Source organism: Anaerosporobacter mobilis DSM 15930 (assembly GCF_900142955.1).
In the GTDB taxonomy this organism is placed as follows: Bacteria; Bacillota; Clostridia; order Lachnospirales; family Lachnospiraceae; genus Anaerosporobacter; species Anaerosporobacter mobilis.
The window spans coordinates 195,634-214,525 of the sequence record NZ_FRCP01000009.1; the positions used below are offsets into that span (position 1 = coordinate 195,634).

At 35.1% G+C, this 18,892-nt stretch carries 18 protein-coding genes; 17 read left to right on the forward strand and 1 reads right to left on the reverse strand.

Annotation, left to right across the window (positions count from 1 at the left end):
* Window positions 1–172: 172 nt before the first annotated feature.
* The 7 genes from BUB90_RS09165 (at window position 173) to BUB90_RS09195 (ending at window position 6,133) form a co-directional block, all read left to right on the forward strand.
* Window positions 173–1,126 carry a homocitrate synthase/isopropylmalate synthase family protein gene (locus BUB90_RS09165; RefSeq protein WP_073286433.1) on the forward strand — a complete coding sequence of 318 codons (954 nt, stop codon included), beginning with the start codon at window positions 173–175 and terminating at the stop codon, window positions 1,124–1,126.
* Window positions 1,123–1,935 carry a beta/alpha barrel domain-containing protein gene (locus BUB90_RS09170; protein ID WP_073286436.1) on the forward strand — a complete coding sequence of 271 codons (813 nt, stop codon included), beginning with the start codon at window positions 1,123–1,125 and terminating at the stop codon, window positions 1,933–1,935. The genes BUB90_RS09165 and BUB90_RS09170 overlap by 4 nt, the downstream gene beginning before the upstream one ends.
* Before the next feature lies 1 nt (window position 1,936).
* Window positions 1,937–2,584, forward strand: a complete 648-nt coding sequence (locus tag BUB90_RS09175) for a Fe-only nitrogenase accessory AnfO family protein (protein ID WP_073286439.1) — start codon at window positions 1,937–1,939, stop codon at window positions 2,582–2,584.
* Window positions 2,577–3,452 (forward strand): hypothetical protein, encoded by an 876-nt coding sequence (locus tag BUB90_RS09180; protein ID WP_073286442.1) that lies wholly within the window; start codon window positions 2,577–2,579, stop codon window positions 3,450–3,452. The genes BUB90_RS09175 and BUB90_RS09180 overlap by 8 nt, the downstream gene beginning before the upstream one ends.
* A 14-nt stretch (window positions 3,453–3,466) precedes the next feature.
* A complete protein-coding gene (locus BUB90_RS09185) occupies window positions 3,467–3,883 on the forward strand; it encodes a hypothetical protein (protein WP_139241733.1) in 417 nt (138 codons plus the stop codon).
* Between the two features lie 327 nt (window positions 3,884–4,210).
* Window positions 4,211–5,830, forward strand: a complete 1,620-nt coding sequence (gene groEL, locus BUB90_RS09190) for a chaperonin GroEL (RefSeq protein WP_073286448.1) — start codon at window positions 4,211–4,213, stop codon at window positions 5,828–5,830.
* Between the two features lie 12 nt (window positions 5,831–5,842).
* Window positions 5,843–6,133, forward strand: coding sequence for a PqqD family protein (locus tag BUB90_RS09195; protein ID WP_073286451.1), 291 nt, complete (start codon window positions 5,843–5,845; stop codon window positions 6,131–6,133).
* A 41-nt stretch (window positions 6,134–6,174) separates the two neighbouring features.
* Here the strand turns inward: BUB90_RS09195 and BUB90_RS09200 are convergent, their stop codons facing one another.
* Window positions 6,175–7,092 (reverse strand): LysR family transcriptional regulator, encoded by a 918-nt coding sequence (locus BUB90_RS09200; RefSeq protein ID WP_073286454.1) that lies wholly within the window; start codon window positions 7,090–7,092, stop codon window positions 6,175–6,177.
* 356 nt (window positions 7,093–7,448) lie between these two features.
* Here BUB90_RS09200 and modA point away from each other — a divergent pair, with 356 nt between their 5' ends.
* The 10 genes from modA (at window position 7,449) to BUB90_RS09250 (ending at window position 18,864) form a co-directional block, all read left to right on the forward strand.
* Window positions 7,449–8,417: a molybdate ABC transporter substrate-binding protein gene (modA, locus tag BUB90_RS09205; RefSeq protein WP_073286457.1), complete on the forward strand. Its 969-nt coding sequence runs from the start codon at window positions 7,449–7,451 to the stop codon at window positions 8,415–8,417.
* Between the two features lie 20 nt (window positions 8,418–8,437).
* Window positions 8,438–9,133 (forward strand): molybdate ABC transporter permease subunit, encoded by a 696-nt coding sequence (gene modB / locus BUB90_RS09210; RefSeq protein WP_073286461.1) that lies wholly within the window; start codon window positions 8,438–8,440, stop codon window positions 9,131–9,133.
* 6 nt (window positions 9,134–9,139) lie between these two features.
* Window positions 9,140–10,192, forward strand: coding sequence for a sulfate/molybdate ABC transporter ATP-binding protein (locus BUB90_RS09215; protein WP_073286464.1), 1,053 nt, complete (start codon window positions 9,140–9,142; stop codon window positions 10,190–10,192).
* Between the two features lie 301 nt (window positions 10,193–10,493).
* The gene (locus tag BUB90_RS09220; protein ID WP_073286467.1) at window positions 10,494–11,423 is read left to right on the forward strand and encodes a bacteriophage abortive infection AbiH family protein; all 930 of its coding nucleotides are present in this window, start codon (window positions 10,494–10,496) and stop codon (window positions 11,421–11,423) included.
* 219 nt (window positions 11,424–11,642) lie between these two features.
* Window positions 11,643–12,068, forward strand: coding sequence for a GNAT family N-acetyltransferase (locus BUB90_RS09225; RefSeq protein WP_073286470.1), 426 nt, complete (start codon window positions 11,643–11,645; stop codon window positions 12,066–12,068).
* 408 nt (window positions 12,069–12,476) lie between these two features.
* On the forward strand, window positions 12,477–13,634 hold the full coding sequence (locus tag BUB90_RS09230; RefSeq protein WP_073286473.1) for an iron-containing alcohol dehydrogenase: 1,158 nt from the start codon (window positions 12,477–12,479) through the stop codon (window positions 13,632–13,634).
* Between the two features lie 473 nt (window positions 13,635–14,107).
* A complete protein-coding gene (locus BUB90_RS09235; protein WP_073286476.1) occupies window positions 14,108–14,395 on the forward strand; it encodes a DUF4491 family protein in 288 nt (95 codons plus the stop codon).
* A gap of 162 nt (window positions 14,396–14,557) precedes the next feature.
* Window positions 14,558–15,916, forward strand: coding sequence for a Trk system potassium transporter TrkA (gene trkA, locus BUB90_RS09240; RefSeq protein WP_073286479.1), 1,359 nt, complete (start codon window positions 14,558–14,560; stop codon window positions 15,914–15,916).
* A gap of 4 nt (window positions 15,917–15,920) precedes the next feature.
* Window positions 15,921–17,378, forward strand: a complete 1,458-nt coding sequence (locus tag BUB90_RS09245) for a TrkH family potassium uptake protein (RefSeq protein ID WP_073286482.1) — start codon at window positions 15,921–15,923, stop codon at window positions 17,376–17,378.
* 112 nt (window positions 17,379–17,490) lie between these two features.
* Window positions 17,491–18,864, forward strand: a complete 1,374-nt coding sequence (locus BUB90_RS09250) for an MATE family efflux transporter (protein WP_073286486.1) — start codon at window positions 17,491–17,493, stop codon at window positions 18,862–18,864.
* Window positions 18,865–18,892: the final 28 nt, after the last annotated feature.

The window sequence follows — 18,892 nt, forward strand, 5'->3', positions numbered from 1 at the left end:
GTCAATTTGCACATTCGTAAACCTGACTAATGTGATGCAGAACATAGTTTGATGAGCAACTGTATGAAGTCGTTGGTACTTAGGCTTTGTAAAATGTGCAAATTGATGATTCAAAATGTAAAAGGGTATTTTGACACCTAACTAGTAAATAATTAGATGGGAAGGTGATATCATGCAGATTATTGATGCTACATTAAGTATGCTTGACTTAACTCCTCCGACTAAGGAGCAAGCAGGTGAATTTATTCGGTTGTTTATGGAATGTGGAATACTTGACTTCATGGTATCAGAAAAACTATATCCTGTAATTGAACCTGTATTAATACCAGGAGCTTCCTATTATATGGAGATTGATGCATTATCGGATCGAAGAAAATTCCCTTTGATTAAACATTTCTTACAGTCAAAAACCATCGAAGAAGATATCGTAACAATAATTCAGATGAATGATACAAGAGAGATCTTGCATCTTAGGAATTACGTTTCCTCAAAGGCAATTGCCTTAAGAGGAATGGATGACTTCATGTGTTTTGAGTTTGATATAGCGTTAAAAGAGATATTTTCAATAATCGATAAAAAGAAGATATTTTTTATACCTGAGAATAGCAATGATTGTGCTACTGCCGAAGCGGTGATGTTTATGCAAGCCGGAGGAAAGAAAGTAGTCACTACATTCGCTGGTGTCGGCAATAAGGCAGCAACGGAACAAGTAATCTTAGCACTTAGATTGAATCAACATTATAAAGTGAATCAAGATTTAAGTAAATTACCCAATTTGAAACAACTATATGAGTTGATTACAAGAGATAAGATACCTGGTAAGATGCCTATCATTGGTGAAAGTATATTCTGGGTAGAATCTGGAATTCATGTAGATGGAATTCTGAAAAAATCCTCTAATTACGAAACCTTTCCACCTGAGCTTGTGGGGCAAGTAAGAAAGATAGTAATAGGAAAACATTCGGGACTTTGTTCTATCAAAATAAAGTTAGAGGAATTTGGGTATAGCGAATTCGAGAAAGAGAAATGCCTATTGATTTTACGGAATGTTAAACTTGAAAGTAGCAAATTGGGTAGGAATATAAGCGATGATGAACTCCAATCCATCATTGAGGGATGCCTATGAAGATAAAGAAGAAAATTGTAGACTCAACATTACGTGATGGGGAACAATGCCCAGGTGTAGTATTTCGTCCAGAAGATAAGATTCGATTGGGATTACTCCTTGATGAACTAGGCGTCTATGAAATAGAGGCTGGTTGTGTTGATATCCATTCCGATGATTTACAATATCTCGACAAGCTAATGGGTCAAAGGAAAAATGCATTGATTTCCCTTTGGTGTAGAATGCGTCAGGAGGATATGGAAGAAGCTTGTCTGCTTCAACCAGATTTGATTCATGTTGGAGTACCTGTTTCCTATGTACAGATTTATTCAAAGCTTAATAAGAATAAGGTATGGGTTCAAAGAGAGATAAAAAGCTGTCTTGAGATTGCAAATAATTATGGAATACCAGTAACTGTAGGATTAGAAGATGCAACCAGAGCCGATATTGGCTTTATCTTAACATTAGTTCGTCAACTCTATTCAATGGGAGTTAAAACTGTTCGGGTTGCGGATACCGTAGGGACTCTAACACCGGATCGTGGATTTGATATTGTAAAGCAGATTCATAGTGCAGTGAAAGAACTTAATATTGAAATTCATGAGCATAATGATCTTGGGATGGCAGTAGCGAATTCCATTATAATGGCAAAGGCGGGGGGCTCCATGATTGATTGCACCCTTCTTGGAATTGGTGAACGTGTGGGTAACTGCAACCTATATGATTTTGTCCGTGCCACTGAAACGATATTTGACTTGGGGATTGACAAGAAAAAGATTAAAGAAGTTGAACAGGAGCTTATTAATATTCTGAAAAGTGGGGTTGATTAATATGAGATTTTTTGTTCTTGCAGATAGTGATAATCAAATAACAGATTTCTTTCATGTACATAAGCTAATCATCTATGAAAAGATACAAGTATGGGAACCAGTTGGTGTAATAGAGATTAAGAACACGCAGAATATGACAAGACCAGAGATTGTGAATCTATCGGAAAAGATAGCTGCAATTATTAAGACACAGGATAGTGAATTGTTAATCGGAACGGCAATTGTTGGACTGCCATATCAGATTTTGAATAAGAATGGGATCATTATGTGTGAGTCAGATGAAATCTCCCAGCAATTATTTGATGAAATCTATGATGATTTTTATAATAATCTTGCTTTCGATGAGGAGGAACAAGTAGACGATATTCCACCCTATCCTGTTTGTATTGCTGAAGACGGATTCTTTTATTTTGATTTTGATAAAGCGATGAAGATACATCGGGATCTAAGTTCAAAGAAGATGTTAATTCCCTTTCTAGAACAAGAGTTATATACATGTCTAACCATTAAATGTTCTCATGTTATGCCTTGGCTTGCGTATTATACGGAGCAACGTGGATTGTCAGTGGATTCTAAACGAGAGGATGGAATGTATATTGTGAATATCATGCATGGTTTATGTGAAAAAGTAGGTGATTGCAATGGATAAGGTTAGTGTTGTAGTTGGTAAAAATACTTTGATACCAAGATATTCACAGCCAGATGCTAGATCACGTAGCAAAGAATCTGTAGTAAGATACGAAGACGGTGAGTTGAAGTCAATATATTTAGAATCCATAAGCGAAATACATACACCCATTGGAATCTTACCTGCCGAATATATAACATTTTATAGGAATGAGAAGATTCACAGAGTATTTCCTGTATATGGACAGATTAGTGGATTCTGGACAGAAGTGGAGGAAAAAGAACTATTAACGAAAAGTACTGTGAAGATAGGAGATACGTTGTATTCTGGAATGTTCTCTTGTATCTGTTTTTATGAGACGGGAGAAGTAAAGAGTCTAACAATATGGCCAGGAGAACATTTAGACGTTGATACTGCCTATGGAAAAGTTGTAGTTCGGTATGGAATTAGCTTCTATAAAGATGGTAAGATGCAGTCGTTAGAACCAGAAAAATCCACCGTAATTGTACATCAGACAGGAACATATATTGCTCATAATCCTCTTGCAATAGGAGTAACTGGTGATGACAATTCCCTATGCTTTGATGAGGAGGGAAAGGTAGTAAAACTTACAACGGTATTGACAGGAATTCGGTGTATTCCATCAAATGGTGAGACAGAGTTTGAATTGAAGGCAAAATTGATGCTAAGTCCATATGACATTATGGAGGATATGCTAGTTCCGGTGGTGGTTACATTTGAAAAAGAAGGAATCTCATTCGCAGATAGTTGTAAGGTGACTAGATTCTATTCGTATAGTCGATATTCCTTGTGTGCCTATCAAGAAAGAGATAATATACCGTATATGTGTAGCGGCGATTGTAGTGGATGTAATGGTGGGTGTCATTGATGGAGGTGTTGAGATTGGTGAACGAGAAGATGTTTGAATGTAAATTGGTGTTGCCAGGGAAATATTATATACAGCTTACCGAGGAAGGAAAACAGCTATATGAAGAATGTTCAATGGGTATGGAAGTTACATTTCCAGTAGAACTAATAGATGGAATCACACTTGCTGATTGTATCCCTGCGTTCGTGGAATCAGTTTACCTTGAGTTTAATCCAAAGTATGAGATTACAGAAGATACGAAGGTTGCCTGTGAATTATATAAGTTAGGGAAAACGGATGAAGTGTTCAATTTACTTGTTACAATTACGTACCCAGAATCGGATAAGGAATTCCATGAACTACTTATATTCAGTCAAATTGAACTTACCGATGATTGCTTTACCTTTGAATTAATGGGGGATCAGACGATGTTTAATATGGAGAATTATTAGATTTCAATTCAAGGGTGAAGATTATCATAATTCTGAAAGTTTCATAATGTTTGGTTGGTTACTTGGCTGTTATAGCTAAGGCAAAAGTCTATAAGTAAAGTTAATGATGAATACCCAAGAGTATTTATTCGTTCGATAACTATACCGTACTTGTGATCTATAAAGTAGAAAAGCAAAACTCATGACACAGTAGTTTTGTTTCTTGGCTGACGTACTATAACTAAGAAACGATAGCGAAACACCTTTACTACTTCTTAGTTTGAAATTCTACAGACGAATAAATGCGCTTGCGTACTCATTTACTATAATTAGCTGAGAGGTGATTTTATGTTAAAGGACATGAGATATAATAGGGAGGCAATACAGACAATGGCAGAGGGAATTCTTATGGTTTGTAGAGTACTAGAGCCTACTTATGGGCCCTGCGGACTCAATGTTGTAGTTGAGAGTTCCAGTAAATCTGTGATTATTACAGGTAGCAGTTCGCAGATTCTACAAGATTTTAAGTCACAAGACTTATTCCTTGATGAAGGGGTTCAACTCGTACGTGATGCGGTGTTGAACATGGGGGAGCGTGTAGGAGATGGCTCAACTTTAACTGCATTGTTAGTGAAAGGAATGGTGGAAGAAGGACTTAAGTATCTTGCGGCTGGAATTAGTCCAGTTTACATAAGAAGAGGTTTAAAGAAGGCATTGACGAAAGCTATATATATGATAGATAAATCAACCGTATATATCAATGATTCAGATACCTTAATTAAAGCTGTGAAAGCATCTTGTAATGACGATAAGATTGCGAAGATGGCAGTGCAGGCATATGATGCGGTATCAAAGCAAGGTATTGTTTTGGTTAAACCATCAAACAGCGTAGATAATCATATTGTGTATGAAGAAGGTATGCAGTTAAAACAAGGATATCTATCACCGCTCTTTTGTACTAAGGGAAAGGATAGAACCAAGTATAGCAATCCGTACATTCTGATTACGGATTATAAGATCTCGACATTTAAGCAAATCTTACCGATCCTTGAACAGGTTATGACTACTGGTAATCCGATAATCCTAGTAGCTGAAGCGGTAACAGGGGAAGCCCTCACTATGCTAATACACAATCACACCCAAGGAATGTTCAAAACGGCCGTAATTAAGGCAGAAGGTTATAAGTCTAGAAAAGATGACCTGCTTGAGGACCTTGCTATATTAACAGGTGGAGTTGTTGTTAAGGAAGAAAGAGGCGACGAACTTGAAAAGGTTACTCTTGCTATGTTAGGTAGAGCGAAAGAAGTAACTATCGCGAAGGAGCATACTACTATAATAGGTGGTATGGGACAGGACTGGCAGATAGCAAACCGAATGAAAGAGATTCAAGAGATAATCGAGGATGAGAAAACCAATGCATACGATAAGGAAAAGTATCGAGAACGAATCGGTAGGCTTAAGCATGGAGTTGCTGTGATGTATGCTGGAGGTAGAACAAGCCAGGAGATTCGAGAGAACAAAACAAGCATGGAAGCTGCAGTTATAACAGCTAGGAACATTCTTGATGGAGGCATGATACCAGGCGGGGGAAGTTTCTTGCTACAAGTAGCGAGTGAATTAGAAGAAACAGACGTTGATAACGAAGAAGAACGTTATGGAGTTAAGTTATTAAAAGCTGCTTGTAAAACACCTATTAAGACCTTGTGTAAATTAAATGGAAGGAATATCAGTATATTTAATAATGGTAATACGGATGGCATGATGCCTGGATATGATGTTGAGCAGGATAGAGTTACAGATATGAAGGAGTTAGGTATTATGGATTCTTCAATTGTAGTAAAGATGGCGCTGGGTCAAGCAGTCAGTGTTGTCTATGAATGGTTAGATAGTTCCGTTTTAATGGTAAGCACTGCACCAGACCGAGAAGATATTGAATTGATGAAGCAAGGTGTACCAATCATGAGATAAAGGAGTGATCCAATGCTAGTAAAGAGGATTAGATTGAAACCAGGTTATGTTCTCCTTGAGATGGGAGGAGAGTTTAATATATTTAGTGAGGCAGATAAGATGAATGGATCACTAGTTTGTATGCCATCGATTAATGAGTTAGGGATTGCACTGTGGGCTCTGATGGAAAAAGGAGTCGATTGCGAAGGATTGATTAGGTATACGATGGAGCGAAATGGAATAGATGAAGAGGAAGCGGAATTAGATGTAGGAGAATTTTTAGCAAAGCTAATTCATGCAGGTATTGTTGATTGTGATAAATAACAACGATTCAAGTATACTATAGAATGTAAAAAGGCACGGCATCAAGCACGTAGAAGTGCTTTAGATGCCGTGTTTTTAGTAGTGTAATATAGACACGTATCAATGAAACTTTGAATGTTTGCAGTAATGCATTTACTCTTGTGGAACATGATAACTAGATTTCTTGATAAATTCACATCTTTAATGTGTAATTCTACTAATTCGTCATGTGCAAGTTGTTCTTTTACTGCCTCGTATGGCAGTATTGCGATACCAACATTCTTCTTACATTCATTGATTAATGAAGTTGCGCTAATACTTTCCCAGGTAGGAGCGAAAGGATAACCGTTTGAGACCATAATGCTTTCAAACATCTCCCTAGCACCTACTCCTTTTTCTCTAGTAAGGAACCTTTCGTTTGCAAGATCAGATAAGAATACAGTATCGGCACCTGCAAGTTTGTGATAGGGAGATACTACAGCGACAACATGGTCTTGATAAAATGGTCGTTGTATCATATCTGTATCGTATACAGCGCAAGATTCTTCCACTAATGCAAGATCAAGCTCATTGTTTCGAAGAAGCTCTTTAATGAAGGAGGTTTTGTTGATAATTACGCTGATTTCTATCTTCGGATGGTCAATATAAAAGGCATCGGTGATATCACCTAACATAGTAATACCCATGGTATAGTTGCCACCTACCCGTATCTTTTCTACGATATTTTCTGACTGCAGTTTCGTTATGGATTCTTCATAGAGTGCTAGAATTTTGTTTGCATATTCGTACAAACAGTGGCCAGCTTCCGTTATGTATAGTTTCTGTGATAATCGTTCGAAGAGTTTCTTCTCATAAAAATTCTCTAATTCTTTGATTGCCTGACTAACGGAAGGCTGTGTCATATATAGCTTCTTAGCAGCAGAAGTCATATTTAAGGTTTTGTAGACTGTAGTAAATATAGTCAAGTGTCGTAATGTCATTCTACCCCTCCTTATTCTAGTCGTGTCTTGTTAATATTTTTTGGTTATCTTATTATAGAAAGATTTACAATTAAAGTCAATTACTCAACATTAGTTCTTTTGGCAAGATTGATTTAGAAAATAATGTTAATACAAATAAATTAAATAGATAATTAGGTATTGTACATACACCATAGATAAATGGCGTAGAGGTTTCCCTATCCTATTGATTTTAACTATTAGACTAAGCAGTTTTTTGATGGTAGGATTGCTAATTATAATCTACAGTTCAATAATATTATATCACTATAGAATAACCAAAGGGTGGGTGAACGGTAGCAATTATAAAATCTTAGGAGAAAGAAGAGGTACATTTTATGAAGAGAAGAATAGTCAGTTTAGTAATGGTAGTAATGCTTTTGGCTTCTCTGTTGATGGGATGCGCAAGTAAGAAGGATAATAAAGGTGCGGAAGCGAAGTCGACGAGCGTAGAGCTAGAATCGGAGACTACGAGTGCAGATGTAGATTCAGAGACGGCGAACACAGAGACCAAAACACAGACAACGAGTTCTGTGGTGAAATCAGAAGCAACACAGACAGAGATTCAAGTTTTCATAGCTGCGAGTTTAAGTGGTGCAATGGAAGAGATTAAGAACATGTATAATGAGACGCATCCGAATGTAACGATTACATATAATGCAGATAGTTCTGGCACGCTTCTTACGCAAGTTCAGGAAGGATACGAATGCGATATCTTCTTCTCAGCGGCAACAAAACAGATGGATACATTAGAGAGCGAAGGATATCTTGTTGAGGGAACTAGAAAAAACTTATTAAACAATCAAGTGGTATTGATTACACCAAAAGGAAGTGGAACGAAGGTTACTGGATTTGATACTATGAATCTAGCCGAGAGTATGGCACTTGCAGGTGGAAGCGTACCTGTTGGAAAATATACAAGAACCATACTTGTGAACTTAGGGTTACTAGAAGCAGTAGATGATACAGCTGTCTATACTACAGAAGAAGTTTCAGTAGCTCTTGGAGGAATTGAGATTAATGAATGTGGTAATGTGAGTAAAGTAACAGAAGCTGTGAAAGAAGGTTCTAATGAAATCGGTACCGTATATTATTCCGATGCGTATTCCGTAAAAGATGATGTGGATATTATTGCATATGCAGATAAAGCCTTAACAGGGGATATTATTTATCCAGTTGCAATGCTTAACAATTCCGAAGCAGATGACTTGAAGAAACAAGCTGCAGCTGATTTTCTAGCTTTCTTAGATACAGATGAAGCAAAAGCTGTGTTTGAGAAATATATGTTTATGATCTATACGGAATAAATTGAATAGGGGGTGGTACCATGTTAGAAATCTTAAAAGAACTCGACTATAGTCCATTGTTAATATCATTAAAAACAGGAATAGCAGCAACGATTGTTTCCTTCTTTGTAGGAATATGGTTAGCTGGTAGAGTTGTTAGAATGAGTGAACGCAAGAAAGCAGTGGCAGATGGAATTCTTACGCTACCAATGGTATTACCTCCAACAGTAGCAGGATTTTTTCTTCTCTTATTATTCAGTAGAAGAAGGACGATAGGTATCTTTCTATTTGATACCTTTGACCTTAAGATTGTTCAAACTTGGCTAGGCTGTGTAATTGCAGCAACCGTAATCGCGTTGCCATTAATGTACCGCAATGCAAGAGCAACGTTTGAACAAGTTGACTCCAATCTGATTTTTGCAGCACGGACACTTGGGATGTCTGAGAGAAAGATATTCTGGAAGGTGATTCTTCCTACCGCAGCACCTGGTGTAGCATCAGGAACGATTCTTACATTCGCAAGAGCGATTGGAGAATATGGTGCAACCTCTATGTTGGCTGGTAATATCGCAGGGAAAACTGGAACAATATCACAAAAAATTGCGATGGTAATACAAGATGGTAATTACCAGTTAGCAGGAATTTGGGTAGCTATTATAATCGTAATATCATTTGGTATAGTAGTTTCAATTAACTTGGTTACAGGTAGAAGAATGAAGAATGTTACAAGGTGGTAGATCCATATGATGATTCATGTTGATATAGAAAAGGACTTTCAAAGTTTCAAATTAATGTCTAAGTTTGTGGGAGACGATGACAGGATAGGAATATTAGGGGCGTCGGGGTGTGGTAAGAGTATGACGTTAAAGGCGATAGCAGGTATTATCACACCGGATAAAGGAAGGATACTTGTTAATGATCAAGTTTATTTTGATTCTGAGAAGAATATTAATGTTCCTACACAGAAAAGAAACATAGGATACCTATTTCAAAATTATGCATTATTTCCTACCATGACAGTGGAGAAGAATATCGCAGCAGGGCTTGGAGGAAGAAAACCAGAAGAAATCAAAGAACGAGTTGCTATCATGATTAAGAAGTTTGCCTTGAAAGGACTTGAGAAAAGATATCCCAAAGAATTGTCCGGTGGTCAGCAGCAAAGAGTTGCACTGGCAAGAATCATGGCATATGAACCGGAGGTACTAATGCTTGACGAACCTTTTTCAGCATTAGATAGCTTTCTAAAAGATAATCTCAAGATGGAGATGAAGCATCTCTTAGATGAATATGAGGGCGGTATGATTATGGTTTCCCATAGTAGGGATGAGATCTATGAGTTTACGAATCAATTACTTCTTATGGATCAAGGTTGTATGGTTGAATTAGGAAAAACAAGAGACTTATTTGCAAAACCATATCGAATGGAGACGGCAAGATTAACTGGTTGTAAGAATATATCGGCGATAACGAAACTAGATGAGAATCATGTGTATGCTAAGGAATGGGGGATTACTTTGGAAACAGTAGATAAAGTACATAATGATATAACACATGTAGGGATTCGTTCTCATCATATAAATCGCTCAGAGAAAGAACAGATAAATAGTTTTCTCTTTGAGATTCTAGAACAATCGGAAACACCCTTTGAATACAAATACATCGTAAAAAAATCAGGAAGTAACCATTGTCATATGTGGTGGCAAGTACCAAAGAATAAGGAAAATATCGTCACTCGGCAGCAAGGGGGTTACCTTCATATTCAACCAGAGGATGTGATGTTGCTATCATCGAAATAAAATATGAGAATTATTATATACAATAACTAAGAAATTAGTAAATGGTCGTGTAAAATTTTTTGATTTTCCTACACGCTTGATTTTATTTTGTAAGTGATATAAATTAATTTACTTTATATATTTGGTCGAAAAATATTGAATAAATATGAAAAATATGGTATTTTAAAGAAGGTAGGATACTTTGTTACATATAATAATCTATTTATTTAAACAATAGAGAAGAGAATTGAGGTAAGGGATACCAGTAAAAACATACATATTTTGTGCAATAACGGAGAGTATAAATTTTTGGAGGGTGATTATGAAAAAATTATTTGTCATTGGAAATGGTTTTGATTTATCGCATGGGTTAGATACCTCATATGAAGATTTTCATAAATATTTAGTGAAGACCTATCCTAATGCAGAGGATATTGATTATGCACCCACTTATATAATGGATGGTAAAGGGAATGATGTAGTAAGCAATGTTAATGAGGAAGTAGGGTTTATCGAACATATATTAACAAATGTAGAGGGAAGTAACTGGTGTAATCTTGAGGAAGCAGTAGGAAACATAGAATTTGAAAATTATATTATGGATTTTGATGAAGACGAAGAAGATGATGATTATGAATGGGACGAAAGTTATTTTAATGAGGGATGTGCTTTAGAATTAATAAATCCAATCTTAGCAATTCCAAAATATTTTAGTAGATGGATTTCAACAATAGAGATTGTTAAAGCAAAACGAAAAAAAGATTTTTTTGATTTAGTTAACTCTGGGGATATTTTAGTATTGTCGTTTAATTATACGAAGACTATAGAGAAGATATATGGAATAGATGATGTATGTCATATTCATGGAGTTCAAGGAGGACAGCTATTGTTTGGTCATGGATACGATTATAATTATTTTAGTGATGATAATTATGGTTTGATGGCTGGAACTGAAGAAAGCTTTCAACATATGCATGACGCATTGAAAAAAAATACAGCTGGAGCTATAAACAGTAACCAAGATTTTTTTAATGTGTTAGATGATTCTGTTAATGAGATTTATTCATATGGCTTTTCTTTTGCTAAAGTTGACGAAATATATATTAAAGAGATATGCAACAAAATTGATACTTGTAAAGTGACTTGGTTTTTAAATGATTATGACAGTAAGGAAAAAAGAGATGAATATGAGGATAAATTATGTCAATGTGGTTTTAAGGGTAAGTTTAGTACTTATAGTATAAAATGTTAATAATATAAAGGTAATCAAATTACTAAAACTAAAGATAAACATGTATATAATATGGAGTTTAAATGTAATGAAAAAAGAAAGTCAGGACGTTCTTTCAGACTGTAGATAAAGCCAATTATTATAAGAAGAATATAAATATGTGTATAAATAATTAATGCTATATTTTTATCCCAACTTATGGTATTCTTTAATAAATTTGAGTTTATCAAGGAGATTTTTATGAATGAAATAGGAATTGAGATAAGAGATAGTTTAAATGTTGATGAATATAATAATTTAAGAAAACAAGTTGGATGGGAATCTAAAAATCCAATCGTTGTTGAAAAAGCTATAAAAAATAGCACTATTGTGAAAAAAGCTATATATGTTAATTGTGCAGTTGGAATGGCTAGAGCAATTGGAGATGGCATGTCATATCTTTTAGTTGATGTAGTGGTAAATTCAAAATATCAAAAAAAAGGAATAGGGAAAAAGCTTGTAAATTCTATAATTGATGAGATAAAAGGAAATACAATTGTTGGAGAGTATAGTACCATTAACTTGATATCAATAAAAGGTATGGAAAAATTTTATGAAAGTTGCGGATTTGAAGCCGTACCCTTCGGATATAATGGGAACGGTATGAGAATAAAAATTGAAAAATAATTATTAAAATTACAATTTAGTAACGTAGATTACTAAAGACCGGAAATTCTCGTATCTTTAGTCTTTATTAATACTTTGATTTTGAATAATCTTATCCATAAGTTAATTTATCTATAGTCTGAAAGAACGTTAGGACGTTCTTTTTTTGTGCCAAGAATTAGCTAAGTTGAATCACACTAACCGATTGGGTATAGTAAACTAAAAGCTAAGAAAAATTGATTGTATGCTGTATATCATGGTAATCTGGATTTTGGAATTATATTCAGTAAAAATGAACAAATAATATTTTCAACAATGGGTTTGTTATATATGTATTGATGAGATATAATGAATAGGTAGTATTAAAAATTCTATAATGAATATACTAGAGTGGCAAACGCAATAGCTAGATTAAATAGGAGGTAACATATGAATAATTTTAAATTTCATGCTCGTACAGATATCCGTTTTGGTAGGGATCAGATTATTAATTTACCAGGACTATTAACAGCATATGGTAAGAATGTTTTATTAGTATATGGTGGAGGAAGTATTAAGAAGCTAGGTTTATATGGTCAGATTATAGATTTGTTAAAAGGATTTAGCATAGTAGAATTACCTGGAGTTGAACCAAACCCTAGAATCACTTCTGTTAGAGAAGGTGTTAGATTATGCAAACAACATAAGATAGATGTTGTACTAGCAGTGGGTGGAGGAAGTTGTATTGATGCGGCTAAGGTTATAGCTGGTGGTGCATTCTATGATGGAGATCCTTGGGACTTAGTTGTAGACCCTTCTAAGATTGATGAGGTTTTACCAATTGTTACTGTACTTACATTAGCAGCAACAGGTTCTGAGATGAATGGGAATGCAGTAATTAGTAACATGGAAACAAAAGAAAAGTTTGGTACAGGAAGTCCTAATTTCATACCAATGGCATCTATACTTGACCCTACGTATCTATTTACATTACCTAAGACACAAACTGCAGCTGGAACAGCAGATATTATGTCGCATGTATATGAACAGTATTTTCAAAAGGATGACGAAGCATATCTATCAGATTGTTTATGCGAAAGTATCTTAAAGACTTGTATCAAGTACTGCCCAGTGGCATTAGAGAATCCAAAGGATTATGAAGCACGTTCTAATCTTATGTGGGCTTCAACATTAGCCCTTAATGGATTGGTTTGTGCAGGTAAAGGTGGAGCCTGGACTTGCCATCCAATTGAGCATGAACTTAGTGCATTCTACGATATTACTCATGGAGTAGGTTTGGCGATTGTTACCCCAAGTTGGATGCGATATATCTTAAGAGAGAAGACACTTCATAAATTCTGTAATTACGCAAGAAATGTATGGGATTTCGAAGGTGAAGATAGCATGGAATTAGCTACTAAGGGAATTGACGCAACAGAAAACTTCTTTAAAGAATGTGGTATTCCTATGACGCTTAAGGAAGTTGCGATTGAAGATAAATCCATTCATGATATGGCTGTTGCTACGACAAATCACAATGATATGGAAAGCTGTTATGTTGGACTTTCCACAGAAGATATTGAAACTATATTAAAGAATTGTTTATAAAGAATTGTTTTAAGAAACTTTTCTATAAAGAAATTTGCCATTAAGAAAATGATCAAGGAAGGAATTCCCGCGGCTTAGTCGTGGAGAATGCCTTCCTTGTGTTGAAATTGAATTACAAGTATCCTATCCAATTTAAGTCATATACATCGATAAGTTCAATATATTATAACTATAATGATTCGGGCGTCAAAAGCCTCTCGCAAAACTTGCCTTCGTCAATTTGCACATATATCACTTAACTAATGTTATGTCGAACGTAGTTCGAAGAGCAACTGTATGAAGTCGTTGGTACTTTGGCTCTGTATTTTAGAGCCTTATGTACCACTACGAACTTTATCCAAGCGAGAGCGTGTTGCGAGTGAACTACGTTTGGCATAACTTATTCACACATAAATTAGTGCAAATTGACGAGATTAAAAAATAAACTGCCTTATGACACTCGAATCCTATAATGATAAAAAAGGAGTAGATTTATGTATTTTAATGGTCTGATAACCGGTATAGTAGCATTCTTAATAATAGGTGGTTTGCATCCAGTAGTAATTAAAACAGAATATTACATAGGTAAAAAGGCTTGGCCAGTGTTTGGTGTAGCAGGTATTGGTTGCATTGTTGCTTCGCTATTTTGTAAACAGAATGTAGTTAGTACGATATTAGCAATCTTGGGATTTTCATTATTATGGAGTATTCAGGAATTATTCGAACAAGAAGAGAGAGTCAAAAAAGGTTGGTTTCCTAAGAATCCAAACAAAAAACAATAGTAAAATAGCGTGTTTAAAACCCATGGTAATTAGTAAATTATTATGGGTTTTATTATATTCAATAAGTAGTAATTTATTATATTGAATTAAAAATATTATATGATACAATGTATAGAGTTGTACATTGAATACATACGCATGGATAAAATTTTGGAGGTTAATATGCAGATCATTATAGTTGGTTGTGGAAAAGTAGGAAGTACATTAGCGGAGCAACTAAGTCAAGAGGGACATGATATTTCAGTAATTGATATAAATGAAAAAATAGTTGAGGAAGTTTCATATAAATACGATTCCCTTGGAGTAGTGGGGAATGGTGCAAGTCACTTAACACAAGTTGAAGCAGGAATTGAAAAGGCACATCTTCTTATTGCAGTAACTGGATCGGATGAGTTGAATCTTCTTTGTTGTTTAATTGCAAGAAAAGTTGGAGATTGTAAGACAATTGCAAGAGTACGAAATCCTATTTATAGTAAGGAGATTAATTTTATTAAAGAAGAACTTGGTTTGTCTATGGTTATCAATCCAGAGAATGCGGCAGCAAGTGAGATAACAAGAGTACTGCGATTCCCTTCCGCAATAAGTATTGATCGTTTTAATAAAGGACGAGTAGAATTATTAAACTTTAAAGTACAAGATGGCTCTATTCTACATAATATTAGTGTTAAAGAAATTGCAAGTAAGTTACACTGTGATGTTTTAGTTTGTACTGTGGAGCGTGCGGAAGAGGTTATCATTCCAAATGGAGAATTCATTATCAAAGAAAAAGATGTGGTTTCAATTATAGCTTCTCATAAAAAGGCAGTAGAATTTTTTGTTAAGATTGGAGTTATATCAAATCCTGTTAAGAATGCTATGTTAATAGGTGGTGGTGCATTATCTTATTATTTGGCAAATCAACTAATTGGTTATGGGATTGATGTTAAGATTATTGAACAGGATTTAAATCGTTGTGAAGTACTAACTGAATTATTACCACGTGCCATGATTATTAATGGAGATGGAACGAATCAGAGTTTATTGAAGGAAGAAGGTATTGAAGAGACAGAATCCTTTGCTTCATTAACTGGTTTAGATGAAGAGAATGTATTACTATCATTATATGCTCATAGTAAAACAAAAGGAAAGATTATAACGAAGGTTAATCGTATTGCTTTTGATGATGTTATTAATAATTTGGAGTTAGGTAGTGTTATCTACCCCAAATATATAACAGCAGAGTATATAGTTCAATATGTAAGAGCGATGAATAATTCGATCGGAAGTAATGTGGAGACACTATATAAGATAAAGAAGGATAAAGCCGAAGCACTTGAATTTTATGTGAATGAAGATTCGAAGTTAATAGGAATTCCTATAGAGAAGTTGAATCTAAAAGATAATCTATTGATTTGTTGTATTAATCGAAGTGGAAAGATTATTACTCCAAGGGGCCAAGATTGCATTGTCAAAGGAGACCGTGTAATTGTTGTTACAACTAATTTAGGCTATCAAGATTTAGCGGATATATTAAGGGGATAAGACTATGAATTATAGATTTATTAGTTACATTGTAGGTTGGATATTGAATTTCCAAGGGATATTTCTAATAATCCCGAGTTTTGTTGCACTTTATTATGGAGAGGATAGCGGTTTTGCTTATGTTGTAACATCGATTATTTGTCTAGCGATTGGTGTTGCATTAACCTTAAAAAAACCTTCAAATAAAGCTTTTTATGCCAAAGATGGTTTTATTAGCGTTGCTGCTTGTTGGATTGTACTTAGTATAACGGGCGCCTTGCCATTTGTGTTTAATGGAGAAATACCGTCTATTGTGGATGCTATGTTTGAGACAATCTCAGGTTTCACTACGACAGGAGCAACGATTCTTAGTGATGTAGAAGCATTATCAAAATGTAATTTGTTTTGGAGAAGCTTTACACATTGGATCGGTGGTATGGGCGTTCTTGTCTTTGTTCTATGTATCCTTCCACTTGCTGGCGGGGATAACATGCATCTATTGAAAGCGGAAAGTCCAGGTCCAAGTGTCAATAAATTAGTTCCACGTGTTCGAGATACTGCATTGATTCTATATGGAATCTATATCTTTTTAACTATAATAGAAGTAGTACTTCTGTTAATTAGTGGAATGACTGCTTTTGATGCATTGACAACCTCTTTTGGTACTGCTGGAACAGGTGGCTTTGGTATTAAGAATAACAGTATGGCAGACTACAGTGTTGCAATACAAAATATTGTTGGAGTATTCATGATGTTATTCGGCGTGAATTTTTCAATCTACTTCTTGCTTTTAGTTCGTAAGCCAAAACAGATTCTAAAGAGTGAAGAACTTCGTGTATATGTAGGAATTATAGCGATATCTACTATTGTAATAGGTATCAATATTAGAGGATCTTTCCCAAGTATATGGTCAGCATTACAGCAAGCATTCTTTCAAGTGTCGTCAGTAATTACGACGACTGGATTTGCTACCGTTGATTTTAACTTGTGGCCTTCTCTTTCAAAGAGTGTCTTAATCTTATTGATGTTCGTTGGCGCATGTGCGGGTAGCACTGGTGGTGGTATTAAGGTATCAAGGATTGTGATTTTGTGGAAAGATATTAAGAATGAACTTGCTGCATATATGCATCCAAGAAGTGTACGTACCGTTCGTATAGAGGGTAAAAAAGTAAATAATGAAATTGTGAATTCCGTTAAAACATACATTTCCTTGTATCTTGTGATTTTCATAAGTTCAGTATTACTAATATCTTTTGAGAACTATAGCTTTGAAACGAATTTCACAGCAGTTGCTGCAACGCTTAATAATGTTGGCCCAGGTTTTGACGGTGTTGGACCAATGGAGAACTTTGCAAAATATAATTCATTTTCAAAATATATATTAATGTTTGATATGCTAGCTGGTAGATTAGAATTAATTCCAATGGTTATTATATTCAATCCAAGTGTATGGAAAATCAGAGGAAAAAGGTTATTTAGTTAAAGAAAAACTAATATAGTAGAAGATAAGACAATAAATATATAATAAATTGTATTGTTTATTTTGTGGTTTGTATTAGAATATCTAGGAATATACAATTAGGAGGATGTCGAAGATGTCGAATAGTACAACACAGAATATGACGGTAGGGTCTCCATTTAAACTGATAGTACGATTTTTCGTACCATTATTATTTGGAATGCTATTCCAACAATTCTATAATATGATGGATACTATGATCGTTGGCCGTTTCTTGGGACCAAAAGCGTTAGCAGCAGTTGGTGGAACAGGTTCCATTAATTTTATGATTATAGGGTTTTGTATGGGGGTATGCAATGGCTTCGCAATACCAGTTGCGCAATCCTTTGGAGCGAAAGATCATTCTTCCTTGCGGAAATTTGTTGCCAATAGTGTGTGGTTATCAATCGTTTTTTCTGTAATCACTACTGTAGTAGTATGTATATTGTGTCGTCAAATTCTAGTATGGATGGATACGCCTAGTGATATCATTGATGGTTCGTATAGTTATATATTTGTTATATTCTTGGGGATTCCAGTAATATACTTGTACAATTTACTAGCAGGTATCTTAAGATCTCTAGGAGATAGCAAAACACCATTGTACTTTTTAGTTATGTCATCATTATTGAATATAATACTTGATCTTGCCGCAATACTTATACTTAATATGGGAGTTGCTGGAGCCGCATGGGCAACCGTTATATCACAAGCAATATCAGGGATTTTGTGTTTGGTCTATATAACGAAGAAATTCCCAATTCTTAAGATCTCGAAAGAGGAGTGGCGTCCTGATGCAAGATATATGAGCAAACTTTGTATGATGGGAATACCAATGGGGCTCCAATATTCCATAACAGCAATCGGTAGCGTGATTTTGCAAACAGCTGTAAATTCTTTGGGGTCCTTAGCGGTAGCATCAATGACTGCGGGTAGTAAAATCAGTATGTTCTTTTGTTGTCCCTTTGATGCTATGGGATCTACAATGGCAACCTATGCAGGTCAGAATGTAGGCGCTGGTAAGCTTGATCGTGTTACTAAGGGATTGAAAGCATGTAGTTTCATTGGATTGGTGTATTCTGTAATCGCTTGTTTAATCTTATTTGTATTCGGAAAACAATTTACGTTATTATTCATTGATGGTAAAGAAGTTGAGATAATTCATAATTCTGCTTATTTATTAAAATGTGTAAGTGTCTTCTATTTTCCACTTGCGCTTGTCAACATCTTCCGTTTTACAATACAAGGATTGGGATTTAGCAAACTTGCCATTATAGCAGGGGTATGTGAAATGGCAGCCCGTGCAATTGTTGGTTTTGCATTCGTACCAGTGTTTGGATTTACTGCAGCATGTTTCGCAAGTCCAGTAGCTTGGATTATGGCAGATTTATTCTTAGTACCTGCATATTATTTAGTAATAAAGAGTTTGAAAAAGAAACTAATGTATCAAGGAAGTGCGGAAGTTGTTTAATACATTATAAATACAATAAGAGAGAAGG